At 55.5% G+C, this 12,755-nt stretch carries 7 protein-coding genes; 4 read left to right on the forward strand and 3 right to left on the reverse strand.

Annotation, left to right across the window (positions count from 1 at the left end):
- Positions 1-20 precede the first annotated feature (20 nt).
- Complete coding sequence (locus tag RHM56_RS12285; protein ID WP_322241496.1) at positions 21-5,132, reverse strand: dermonecrotic toxin domain-containing protein; 5,112 nt, start codon at positions 5,130-5,132, stop codon at positions 21-23.
- Positions 5,133-5,337: 205 nt separating this feature from the next.
- Positions 5,338-6,357 carry a protease SohB gene (sohB, locus tag RHM56_RS12290; RefSeq protein WP_322241498.1) on the reverse strand — a complete coding sequence of 340 codons (1,020 nt, stop codon included), beginning with the start codon at positions 6,355-6,357 and terminating at the stop codon, positions 5,338-5,340.
- A gap of 204 nt (positions 6,358-6,561) precedes the next feature.
- On the opposite strand from sohB, the gene RHM56_RS12295 reads away from it, so the two are divergent.
- From RHM56_RS12295 to RHM56_RS12310, 4 genes are all read left to right on the forward strand, one after another.
- Positions 6,562-7,272: a histidine phosphatase family protein gene (locus RHM56_RS12295; RefSeq protein ID WP_322241499.1), complete on the forward strand. Its 711-nt coding sequence runs from the start codon at positions 6,562-6,564 to the stop codon at positions 7,270-7,272.
- 55 nt (positions 7,273-7,327) lie between these two features.
- Complete coding sequence (locus RHM56_RS12300) at positions 7,328-7,642, forward strand: SCP2 sterol-binding domain-containing protein (RefSeq protein WP_019409572.1); 315 nt, start codon at positions 7,328-7,330, stop codon at positions 7,640-7,642.
- 189 nt (positions 7,643-7,831) lie between these two features.
- Positions 7,832-8,899 (forward strand): phosphotransferase family protein, encoded by a 1,068-nt coding sequence (locus RHM56_RS12305; RefSeq protein ID WP_322241500.1) that lies wholly within the window; start codon positions 7,832-7,834, stop codon positions 8,897-8,899.
- A gap of 24 nt (positions 8,900-8,923) precedes the next feature.
- Positions 8,924-9,691 (forward strand): SDR family oxidoreductase, encoded by a 768-nt coding sequence (locus tag RHM56_RS12310; RefSeq protein ID WP_322241501.1) that lies wholly within the window; start codon positions 8,924-8,926, stop codon positions 9,689-9,691.
- Between the two features lie 86 nt (positions 9,692-9,777).
- Here RHM56_RS12310 and RHM56_RS12315 read toward each other — a convergent pair whose 3' ends face one another.
- A complete protein-coding gene (locus RHM56_RS12315; protein ID WP_322241502.1) occupies positions 9,778-12,696 on the reverse strand; it encodes an RHS repeat-associated core domain-containing protein in 2,919 nt (972 codons plus the stop codon).
- Positions 12,697-12,755 lie beyond the last annotated feature (59 nt).

A 12,755-nucleotide genomic window follows, 5' to 3' on the forward strand; every position in this document is an offset into this window, starting at 1 on the left:
CCAGAACCTTTCAATCAGTTCTAAACGTGAGACTCAGGCGAAGCTAAAGGCCCCGACAATGGGTGTTCTTGCAGTTCTTGGGCGGTCAGTCTGGCAACCAGTGCCTTGCGGGCCAGATTCCGTTCCTCTTTAATCGCTTCCAGGCTTGCAAGATAGTTGCCGCTGGATTCGCTTTCCCGTCCTGAAAACAGAACATCCAGACGCATCTGGTAGGGTTCATCTGACACCCTGAACGCCTCCGAATATTTTTTCTCCAAAAAAGCGATCCAGAAATCTCTCGTTTCTATTGAAGCGCTCAAAGCCGAAGCTGTTTCTTGGTTGATGACAAATTCACGTGCGACTTCTACCTCTCCCGGCGTTACTTGGGCGATTTGCGCAAAACGCATACTGGTTGGCCGCGCAGGCAAGTCCAGACGATTGGCCAGCTCGATGTGGTAGTACATTTGAACCTCCAGCGGATCGTGCCGGGCAAGCTGGCGACGCAAGGCTTCCGGGCTCAATAACGGCGCCAACCTCAGTGCCTCGGGTGTACCCAATCGATACGCGACCCCCTGCTGCTCTTCAGGACTCATCTCGACCAAAGGGCTGGGCGCATAGTCGGGGCTCACGGCATCAATCAGCGTCTGCAATTGCCCGATATGCGCTTGTTGCTCAGCAATAATTGCGGCATGACGGGTACTGACCACCTCAGTGACATGTTTGTCGAGCAACTCCAGTCGGTACAGCCCGCGCGACAGCTTCAAGAGTTCCTCTTCTGTCACGGGCTTGCGCAGTGCGGTGGAGACGTGCCCTTGCAACTCCAGGCTGGCGAACGTCATCGCGCTCCCATCCCGGCAGGTTCGCGGGTTGGCTGCAATGTCGAATGTAAGGCGCCGTAATTCGCTGTTTTCATGGATGGCAGTGAGCATGGCCCAGACACGCTCGGTCAGATCGTCCTGGGTTCGGAAAAACTGTTCAGACTCACTCATATCCTCAAGCACCCGGAAAAACGATCTTGATTGCCTCAGGCTCGATAAATCATTCCAGACACGCGTTTGCACCAGTGTCGGTTCGCGAGCCCAGTGCAATATGCCCCTGGCCGACCTCGCATGCATGTGCTGCACTTCAACCCCTAAATTGATGCCCTGTTCACGCCGATAAATATCAAGACGGCGAATCGAATCGGCATTCAACGGGTTGTCATGCAGGTTTGTTACGCGATTGATTGCCGCTCTTTCCGCCGTCAATATTTCGCTGGGTATATGAATAATTGCGTTATCGCGTAAATCAAGCGTGTGTAAGTGGGTAAGGGTTTCCACTCCTTCTGGCCACTCACTGATCTGGGTATGCCGCAGTCGCAAGTACTCCAGATCCGGCAGTTGTCTCACTGAAATTCGCCGCGCCAATGGATTACCCGTGAGGTTCAGCGACTTGAGCTTCCTCAAGCCTGACAACAGCTCTACAGCGCCAGACGTCAGCACCACTTGATTACCTTGCAGGTTCAAATCTGTGAGGTTTGATAAGGAGGCTAACGAGGCTGGCAATTCGGGCAAATGATTATTTTCGAGCGATAGCACCCGTAAATTGGGAAACCGTTGCAGAAAATGAAAAGGCAGTTGACCACTCGGCGAGTCAGTCAGGCGCAGCGCGCTGATGTGACTGAAGTCAGCAGACAGCACAGGCAAGTTATCGACAGACCAGCTATTGAGATCCAATACGTAGCCTGTGTGGTCACCGATGTTGATACTCGGGGTTTGCCGTCTCCAGGCGAGTATCAGTCGCTGGCTGATTGCGCGCTTCTCAGCGGCGGACAACAGCACCTGCGGCCCTGTTCGGGGCTGGCTCCAAACAGGGTTAGCCTCCCACTGCGCCAAGTCAGAGCGCAGTGTCTGCAATTGCGCCTTAAGGGCTACCAGTGCTCGGGTTGCCAAGGCCGGGCTGAGCCGCAAGTGGTACAGAAACTGCCCCGCCTGAACCTCAGTCATCAAGGGGTAAAGCTCTAGCACAAGGTTTTTGAGTAACAGTGATTTGTTTTCATCGCGCAAATGCCCCGAACGTCCGCCCAAGGTGTAACCAATACGACCATCAGCCAGACGCATGGGTGATTTCAACCAGGGCTTGATCGTCTGCAACCCGAGCTTTTGAGCGCTGTTGGTGCGCTCGTGTGCGGCCAGGCTGGCAACTTTGAGAGCAAGCGCCTGCTCGGCGTTAGCCTCAGGCAGGCCCATGGCTGTCCGCGCTGACGGCGTAAGCGCTTTCACCACGCATTTCAAGAGTTGGGGGCTGCTGTATAGGTCTTCAGAGACCGTGCTGAAAAATTCGTAGTTGTCGGCGTTTTTGAATATTTCCATCCTGTTTGTGGCGGATGCATTACCCAATCGTTGCAAATCCTGGCCAGTGGTTTTGTCACGCAAGACAAGACTCAAGTTCTCTGGCCAGCCAGGCAGACGAGACACGGTTTCCCATGCCAGTGTTTGAGTATCCGCATTACTTAAACCTTCAAAATAAAGCCCTTCCAGCGCGCGATTCAAACGTACGGTCTGAACAAAGCTTCGCGCCTCTTCCAAAACATGCAGCGGCAGGCGATCGGTTGTTTTAAAAGCGAGTAATTCATTGGGGGTCAAATGACTCATCAATTCCGTCATGACAGTCACCGGCAATCCGGAAAACTGACTGTTGAGCGTGTTCAGTTCGGGGGGGACTGGCTCGCTGGCGTTGTACAAGCGGGTCACCAGCGATTGTTTGACCGATTCGGCATGGTCCCCAAGTTTGCGTGCCAGACGTTGAATCTGTTGGTCGGCCGCCACTAAATCCTCTCCGAGCAATACCGCTCTTTGACCTGAAGAGAGGCATTCCAGTGTGGTCTTGAGCAAATCCCCGTTCTCGATCTGCACCTCGGTAATCTGCATCCGTGGATGTATGGGAGCAAGGTCGCGGCCATATTCTTTAACTACTCCTCCTTTTACATCCAAAACACGCAACACTTGATTGGCTGGCCACCCTGGCAACTCCGTCAAAAGCGCCAGTTGCAAGTCTGCGTTATCAGCCACGTTATTCATGCCTTGCTTCATCTGCAGAGTAAAACGCTCGACCCGCTCGCACAGGTTTGCACGCTTTATGCTGTCCGCAAGTGCCGGAGGCCGCGGTAAGTTATCCATGAACAATGCGCGCAACCCATCATCCGTCGTGTTTGACACCTGCAAGACAGCGTCCATGGCGTTGCCGGAGAGGAACTCGGCATCAGGCCCCAAACGCCGGAACAATTGCTCGCGGCGCCACAGTTGAGGCTTTTCAAGTTCGTGGGTCCAGGCGCCGTGGCTGTTATGTTGCAACTTTGGGGTATAGGCCAGCGGGTCAGTAGGATGCTGGATATAGCCCTGCCCACTGACAGGATCGGTCTTGATGCTAAAAATCTTGCCCTCCAGCTTGATGAATGACCGCTCTCTGAAGGTATACACCCCTTGAGCATCGGGCTTGAGGCTGGCAAGTGATGCGTTGATTTCATAGGGCCTCAAGTCCGGCACCCATAAGCGCTTTTGCCCTTGCACGGTAGTCACTGGCATCAACTCATCCACAACCGGTGAAGGCCTCAACGCTTTGGCCGCACCTGCCGTCCCCGCGATCAAGGTCAGGTTCTGGGCGATATCAAACATGTATTCAAGTGCCTGAACGCGATCACCCCGCCGCCATGCTTTTATGCCCTCGTACACTTCGCTTCCCAGTTGGACCACACTGACCGCCAATAACACGTCCCCCAGTATGGGTACAAAACCCAGAGCGATACCGAACAAACTGACACCCCAATTTAAATAGGACGCCAAACGCGTCACACGGCTTTTAGTGTCTTCATCGCCCGTGGGAACAATTAATACCCGTGCATCATCTTTTATCTGCTCAAGTGTCAACCGCCAGGCGACTTCAAACAGTGGCTGTGACTGAGGAATGTGTTGGGTTTCTAAAAACAACGCTGGTTCATTGATAATCGGCGGACGTCGAATCAACAGTGAATCCAGCGTTACGTTTTTAGTGTCAATTCTGCGCATGAATTCGGCACGATGGCGCAAAGGCAGAAGCGTTGCAAAATAACGAGAGAATTCGGGTTCCTTCAGCCACTCTCGTAACTGTTCCTTGAAGGCATTGAACGTTTGAAACAAGTGAAATGACTGGTCAGGTGCCTGAGGCAAATACAGCAGGCAGCGTTGTGTCTGTCCGACGGTTTTTTGATCCGGCCACATCAGAACAATGCCGGGTACTTCAAAGCCCATTATTTTTAAAGTGCTATGCCTGGGGGGCGCTTGCGCAGCGGAAGCTTTCGAAAGAGACAGTAAGTCAACCATAAACATATAGTGCGTCGGACTTATATGCCCCTTCATATACGTAAGGTGCAACGCCGACGAAAACGCATGCTGCATATTCAGACTGAAGAGTGTGTTCAGTTTATAGCGTGTAGACCTGGGATCATCCGTTGGCCATGGGTCATCCGGGGGATCAAATATCTGACTCAGGTGTGTCTGGTACTGTTGTCCCAAATCCAGGTTGCGGCAAATCGCGGCAAAAGCTTCTGGCTTAAAGGCTGCCGACACGCGTGCAGAGCTGCCCTCCACTTGATAAATCTGCGTGCCGGGAGCAAAGCCATCTGCTTTAGTCAGATCAGCCTCAAAGTTTTGCATGGCGGCCTGAAGCAGGCTTTGATGAGTAATGCTCGATACAATATTGATTTCCAGACTTTGGGGTACCAATAAGTCGGGAAGCAAAAGTTGGATCAGGGTGTCAGCCAATTTGAACTGTTGCTGGCTCAAAAAGATCAGCAGATTATTTAACAAGTGGACTTCTTTAATGCCGTGAGTACGAGGGTTTATATCCCACCACCCTTGTGCAGCCAATGCGGCTTTCAGCAAGGGCTCAGCAAACTGCTCCACTGACTTTACTTGCGCCAGCACTTGCGCGACAGCCTGCTGCGTCACGTGTCCCTGTCTGATACTTTCACGCAGTGCTTCACGAACAAACGAAGGTGCCTCTTTAAACCATGAGGGCAATAATTCTGGAATCAGCAATTCATGCTGATTGACTACTACGGTATTGGCCAGTTCTTCAGCTTCCTCTATGGAAGATGTACTTGCGCCCGTTGCGGGCGACCCTGCTGGAGAGTTCATATATCAACCTTGAATTAATCGTCGAAGCCTTAGCTTATACGTATAACTCAGATTGATTCAGTCAATTAACCGATGATAAAACCTACTCAAACAACAGATATAGGCCATTAAAAAACAAACAAATACCGCACTAAGAACAGATCGATAAAACATCAACTTGAAGGCCTCTGGCGAACGACAGCTATCGCGCCAGAGGCTGGGTTCATCAGAAAATGCGCTGTGTCAGACGACGCCATACCGAATCAACCACGTGCTCAGCCGACACGCTCGCTGCCAGCCCTACACGCTCTTGCAGACTTTTACGCTGCGCATAGTGCAAGTGATAAAGATGAGTGTCTTTCGCACGCTCAGACAGGTATTCATCGCTGGTTTTCAGCTCATCAACCAATTGTTTTTCAACCGCCGCCACGCCCAACCAGACTTCCCCGGTGGCGACATCATCAATCGCCAGTTGCGGCCGGTATTGCGCTACAAAGTTCTTGAACAATTGATGGGTGATGTCCAGATCCTGCTGAAACTTCTCACGGCCTTTTTCAGTGTTTTCGCCAAACACGGTCAGCGTGCGCTTGTATTCACCGGCGGTCAGTACTTCGTAATCGATATCGTGTTTTTTGAGCAAGCGGTTGACGTTGGGCAACTGTGCCACCACCCCGATCGAGCCCAAAATGGCGAAGGGTGAGCTGATAATTTTCTGCCCGATGCACGCCATCATGTAGCCGCCGCTAGCAGCCACTTTGTCGATGCAAATGGTCAGCGGAATGCCGGCCTGACGGATGCGCGCCAATTGCGATGAAGCCAAGCCGTAACTGTGCACCATGCCCCCGCCACTCTCTAGCCGTAACACCACTTCGTCAGCCGGGGTGGCCAGCGTCAGCAACGCGGTAATTTCGTGGCGCAAGCTTTCGGTAGCCGAGGCCTTGATATCACCGTCAAAATCCAGCACAAACACCCGAGGTTTTTCTTCAGGTTGTTTTTTCAGCTTTTTATCCGTCTTGGCCTGCTGCTTGCGCAACGACTTGAGCTGATCTTTGGACAGCAATGATTGCTCAAGCTTGTCACGCAGACCTTTATAGAAATCGTTCATCTTGCTGACTTGCAACTGCCCGGCAGAGCGACGACGCCCTTTACCGCGCAACGCAGCGAGCGCTACCAGAACCACCAGAATGGCGACCACCAAGGTCACGGTTTTAGCCAAAAAACTGGCGTACTCGGCAAGAAATTCCACAGCCTCTCCTTACAAACGCATGCAGCCCTCGGGACAGGACCGCGTATTGCTGCCCAGCATACCGGCGTGATTGAGGGGCTGCCAGCCGTGAAACACCTTGTTGACGGTGCTTGCAGACAATTCAAACAAGCGTATGTTTTTTTATTGACAGGCTCCCGGCATCCTCCTAACCTCGCCAGACTTTCAACGTGCCGGGAAGCGGACGTGGGCTTCATTTACTTGATTCGACATGGACAAGCCTCATTCGGTGCAGACGACTACGACGTTCTGTCGCCTCTGGGTGTGCGTCAGGCGCAAATCACGGGTCAGCATCTGGTTGACCTGGGCGTGCGCTTCGATCGCTGTCTGTCGGGTGATTTACGCCGTCAGCAAGACACCGCTCAGCATGCCCTCGCCCAATTCAGTGCCGCGGGTTTAAGCGCGCCAGCACTGGAAATTGACCCGGCCTTCAATGAGTTCGATGCCTTCGGCGTTCTGGAGGCTTTGCTGCCAGGCATCCTGGCGCAAGAGCCGCACGCCCTGCACACGCTGAAAAATGCCGCTGAACAGCCTGAAGAATTTCAGCGCATCTTTGATCTGATTGTTGCGCGCTGGCTCAGCGGCACTTACGACACCCCACAGATCGAAAGCTGGCTGGCCTTTGTCGAGCGTGTGCAAGGTGGCCTGAACCGTGTCCTCGACCTGGCCAGGCATCAACAGAACATTGCCGTGTTCACTTCCGGCGGCAGCATCACTGCCCTGCTCCACCTGCTGACCCAAATTCCTGCCAGCGAAGCCTTCAAGCTGACCTGGCAAATTGTTAATACCTCGCTCAGCCAACTCAAATTTCGTGGCCGCGAGGTCACCCTGGCTTCCTTTAACAGTCATGTGCATTTACAACTGTTAAAGACGCCGTCGCTGATCACTTACCGATGAGCGCTGGCAACCGTGACCTGCGGGTCGCCGTAACCCACCCTGAAAGGATCGAACCATGACTTCTGTAGCTGATGCTGTTCAAGCAATGAAAGCCAAATTCAACCCGGCCGCTGCTGCCGGCCTGGACCTGGTATTCGGTTTTCGCATTGATGACACCAAGAATTTCTCTCTCGTTGTTAAAGACAGTACCTGCGAACTGCTGGAAGGCGAGAACCCGGACGCTCAAGTGACCCTGGTGATGGACGGCGAAACCCTGGAAGGCATCGTCAGCGGCGAGACCGATGGCATGCAAGCGTTCATGGGCGGCAAACTGCGCGCTGAAGGCGACATGATGCTGGCCATGAAGCTGAGCGAGCTGTTCCCTTCGTAAGCCACACGTAACACCCAAAAAAACCGAAGCCATCGCGCTTCGGTTTTTTTTGCCTTGTGCTTCACTCACGGGCTATTAAAGCCACTGATTATTCACTAACACCCACACCTATTAAGGCTGCACTTGCCTTGCCCGCGCATTAGATTAGCGAATGTTTTCAGGTCACGAAAATAAGCAGAAGAGATAAACATGACGCTTACCGACTCATCTACCCGCATCCGTTCCGGCGAAGAACTCGACGTCAGCCAGATTGATCCCTACCTCAAGGCTCATATTCCGGGGCTGTTGGGGCAGCCCGCAATCAGCCAATTTCCCGGTGGCGCCTCGAACCTGACGTATCTGATCGAATACCCTGGCGTTGAGTTGGTGTTGCGCCGCCCGCCATTCGGTCAGAAAGCCAAATCGGCGCACGACATGGGCCGCGAGTTCCGTATTCTCAACCAACTCAAGGATGCCTTCCCGTACTGCCCCAAAGCCTACGCACATTGCACCGACAGCCAACTGATCGGCTCCGAGTTCTATGTGATGGAACGGCTCAAGGGCATCATTCTGCGCTCTGACCTGCCGTCCGAACTTGCATTAAGCACTGATGACACCCGCAGTGTGTGCCAGCGCTTTATCGACACCTTGGTGGAGTTGCATCAGGTGGATTACAACGCTTGCGGGCTGGGTGATCTGGGCAAGCCCGAAGGTTATGTGCAACGCCAGATTTCGGGCTGGAGCGAGCGCTATGAAAAAGCCCTGACCCCGGACGCACCGCGCTGGGAAGAGGTCATGCAATGGCTTAATGCCAAAATGCCCGACGACCACCCGACACCTGCCATTGTTCACAACGACTATCGCTTTGATAACGTGATTCTTGATCCGCACAACCCGATGCAGATCATCGGCGTGCTGGACTGGGAACTGACCACCCTTGGCGATCCGCTGATGGATTTGGGCAATACCCTCGCCTACTGGATTGAAGCGGATGACCCGGCACCGGTCCAACTGATGCGGCGCCAACCCAGCAATGCCCCCGGCATGCTCACGCGCCGCGAATTTGTTGATTACTACGCCAAACGTTCAGGTATTGAGATCGATAATGTCGACTTCTACTACACCTATGGATTGTTCCGCCTGGCGGGTATCGTTCAGCAAATTTACTACCGTTACTACCACGGCCAGACTCAGGACAAACGTTTTGCACCGTTCGTCCACATGAACGCGCTGCTTGAACAGATGAGCCTCAAGGTCATCCGCCAGTCCAGCCTCTAAGCCCGCGATAAACAAGGAATCAGCATGTCCAAGACCCAACTGTTCGACCTTGACGGCAAAATTGCCTTTGTTTCCGGTGCCAGTCGCGGCATTGGTGAGGCCATCGCCAAACTGCTGGCCCAGCAAGGCGCCCACGTGATTGTGTCGAGCCGCAAGCTGGAAGGCTGCCAGCAAGTTGCTGACGCAATCATCGCGCAGGGTGGCAAAGCCACCGCCATGGCTTGCCACATTGGCGAGATGGCGCAAATCACTCAAGCCTTCGCCCGTATTCGTGAAACGTTCGGCCACCTCGATATTCTGGTGAACAACGCAGCGACCAACCCGCAGTTCTGCAACGTGCTCGACACCGATCTCGGCGCTTTCCAGAAAACCGTTGATGTGAATATTCGTGGTTATTTCTTCATGTCGGTCGAAGCCGGCAAGCTGATGCGAGAACACGGCGGCGGCAGCATCATCAACGTGGCCTCGATCAACGGCGTCTCGCCCGGGGTGTTCCAGGGCGTGTACTCGATGACCAAGGCCGCTGTGATCAACATGACCAAAGTCTTTGCCAAGGAGTGCGCGCCTTTTGGCATTCGCTGCAACGCCTTGCTACCAGGCTTGACCGACACCCAATTCGCCTCGGCGCTGGTCAAGAACGACGCGATCCTCAAAGGCGCACTGCAACAGATTCCGCTTAAACGCGTGGCTGCGCCCAGTGAAATGGCCGGTGCGGTGCTGTACTTGGCCAGCGATGCTTCCAGCTACACCACTGGCGTGTCGCTGAATGTGGATGGCGGTTTTTTGTCCTGATTACTGCGCCAGCCCTCAGCACGACGCACTCGCTGACGCCCCCCTGAGTGGCCGTACACCGGCAACTCAGGGGGCTGTTTTAGCGCTTATGTTCTGTTCCAGGTCCACGCCCGGCGCAGACTCACAAGGCCACGTCTGACCGTCAGTACCACCAGCCCACGCAGTTCGGTCAATGCCGATGCGACGCCCCGCGCCACGCCGACCCATAGCCTCGCCCGGGAGCTTTGGGCGGCACTGGGTGAGCCGGTGACGAGCGCTGCGACCGACTCAATGCCGACACCGGCCCAGTATCCCCACACCTGATTGAACATTCGACTCAGCCCGCCATGCACGGTGTTCGAAATCTGAGGCAGTTGCACCGCGTCAACGTGCGGCTCATGCACCGCCCCCGAGTGCCCAGCACGAATCAGCGTCGCCGCGCCAGCATCAAACGCTTCGATGAGCGGGCCAACATTAGGTGCCAGCGGCCCCGGTATTGAGCGCTCAAACATCGCGTTCGGGACGGTCGCCAGGCTATAGGCTCCTGCCGCCAGCAGTGTCCTTGGAAGCCTGTTGCCCAAAGGCGTTTGCCCCCACGTGATACTGGTCCCCAGACCGCGCACTACCTGCTGCGCAATCTCGCGGGTGAACGCTCGCACATGTCCGAATAAACGCATTCGCGCCACGGGGTCCCACTGTTGCTCACTATCACCGGCTTCACTGCCTGCACGTACGGCAAAGCCTTGCTCCGCCGCTGACATCGCGGCTAATCCAACCAGCGGGCTCAAACGCGTCCAATTGCCCGCAAAACCGCTGCTCATGTACAGCACGACGGCTGCATCAAGAACTGCCACGGTGTTGCGCAATGCATTGTTCAATGCCCGGGTCGGCTGGCGGCCTTCAAACAGAAAGTAGTCAACCGCCGCCCCAGCGGCATTGCTCGCATAGGTGCTCAATGCATCGCGAATACCTGCCGAACTGGCCGCTTGAAACACAGGGCGGACACGGTTGATCATCAGCCCCAGGCTATTGCGCAAAACACTGAACCAGCCCACCCGTGACACCTTGTCGGGCGCCGCCAGCCCTTGACTGTCAGCCTGGCTGACCGGGTTGCCGTGCGCCATGGCGTACAGATTCAAACCGTCTATGTCCCCTGCCGGGTCGGCACTGATCCAGCGGCATAACCAAGGCGCGTAGTAGCGGTAGCCGTAGTAATACAGACCGCTGGCATCGCGTTCCTTGCCCGAATAACGCACGGCCTTATAGGCCGCTTCAATTGCGCTTTTCATCGCCCACCACGCGGTGCCGCCATAGGGGTAATAGCTTTCCTGGCTGAGTACCCGCGCGCTGGCATCCAGTTCCAGGGTGCTGCTGCCCAAATGGTCCGCCAGACTGTAGCGAATCTGGGCGTCATCAATCGAGTCGGGGCGCCCTTGTATCCACTGCAAGATCCGCACGCTGTTCAGTTCACCGGCCACCGTCACACAATTGAGCCACTCACCGGTGGCGCTGTTTCGACGGACTTCTAGGCCAGGCAGGTAGCGCACTTCGCTGTGATGAGTCTGACTTTTCGCGCTGCTGCGGCGGATTTTCAAGGCCCGCTGCCCGTTGCTGTCATAGCAATACGTTTCGTCATCGTTGATGCCATCCGGGCGCACCACTTGAGTGACACGCTGCAACTGATTACGCGCGTTCCAGACCAGCGCCTGACCCGGTTCCAGAGCCTGCTGATTACCGTTTTGATCAAATCCACGGCCAGACTCTGGCTCGGTGGTCTGTTGCAGGCTGTGATTGCTCTGATGCGCCACCGTCATGTGCCGGGTATACCCCGTCGCATTGACGGGCATGTGTTGCAGCGACAGCAAGTTGCCCGCCGCATCGTAGCTATAGCGCTGGCGGTACTGACGGCTCAGGTGCGGCTGGGTTGAGCCGAATAACAGCGGCTGCGGCAACCCCGGTCCGCTCGATGGCTGCGCACTTTCACGGCCCGTGGCTTCGATCAGTTGGGAGAGGCTGTCATAGCGATAGGTAGCGCGCGCCTCGGTCTGCGCGTTGGCATGCCACTGCACAGGCTGCGCCGCATCACGAATACTCACGACATTGCCCACCCGGTCATAGGTGTAGGTCAGGTCTTGCAAGGCGTCGTCAGCGCTGCCTGAACGAAGGCTGCGCAAACGTTGCAGGCGCTCATTCCACGGGCTGTACTCAAGCTCGCTGACCACGCCATTGCCCGCCCGCTCGCTTTGCACCTGGCCAGAGGCGCTGTACACCCGCTGCTGGATCAATGCCTGGAAAGCGCGGCCTTTGAGCGTGACACCGGCACTCGCTAACAAGCCGTCCAGTGCGTAGCGCCAATGCTGAATGTTGCCCTGAGCATCGGTCTGCTCAGTGAGCTGCCCCAGCGCCTGATAGCGCCATGTGGTGGTGTGCCCTGCATGGGTTGATGCCTCGTCGCTGAATCGCCGGGTCTGACTCGAGAGTTGCCCGAGTACGTCGTAGGCGCCGAACAACAGGTTGCCCGCCGGATCCTCATGGTTGATCAGCCGACCGCAACCATTGCGTGCAGCGTCATGCGACGAGGCTGCCGCGTAGGTCAACTGCTCGACCCGGGTTCGGCCAGGGTCATCGCTGGCTTGCTCAAAGATCCGGGTGACGCGCAGTAATTGATCGTACTCAAACGATTGGCAAGCCCCTCGTGCATCCCAACTGTTGATGACCTGCCCGGCAGCGCCCAACCACGTCAGGCGACGCCCTTGGTCGATGTTGTCGCTCAACAACAATTGCCCCGACAGCGAATAATGCAGGCGCTGATTGGGACGCACACGCGCATCGGTTTCGTACAATGCACTCAAACGCGGGTCCCAGTGTTCCTGGAGCACGCCGCGGCTGCCGAATACCTGGCGACTGATACGGGCCTGGGGCACGTCCTGCGCGGATTGACGGTGATAAGCCACACTGCGCACGGTTGATCCGCGCGGATCGAGTGCTATCAGTGATGGCGTGTGGCGATGTAATGACGCAGGCATGAAGTGGTGTCCTGAACTGCACAATGATTAAAAAGTGTAGTGACCAGGCTTCATGCCAA

It is taken from the genome of Pseudomonas sp. CCC3.1, from assembly GCF_034347405.1.
Taxonomy (GTDB): Bacteria; Pseudomonadota; Gammaproteobacteria; order Pseudomonadales; family Pseudomonadaceae; genus Aquipseudomonas.

Coding starts and splice junctions, on each gene's coding strand:
- RHM56_RS12310 (WP_322241501.1), top strand. CDS start 8,924: ATGTCCAAGACCCAACTGTTCGACCTTGACGGCAAAATTGCCTTTGTT.
- RHM56_RS12315 (WP_322241502.1), bottom strand. CDS start 12,696: ATGCCTGCGTCATTACATCGCCACACGCCATCACTGATAGCACTCGAT.
- RHM56_RS12305 (WP_322241500.1), top strand. CDS start 7,832: ATGACGCTTACCGACTCATCTACCCGCATCCGTTCCGGCGAAGAACTC.
- RHM56_RS12300 (WP_019409572.1), top strand. CDS start 7,328: ATGACTTCTGTAGCTGATGCTGTTCAAGCAATGAAAGCCAAATTCAAC.
- RHM56_RS12285 (WP_322241496.1), bottom strand. CDS start 5,132: ATGAACTCTCCAGCAGGGTCGCCCGCAACGGGCGCAAGTACATCTTCC.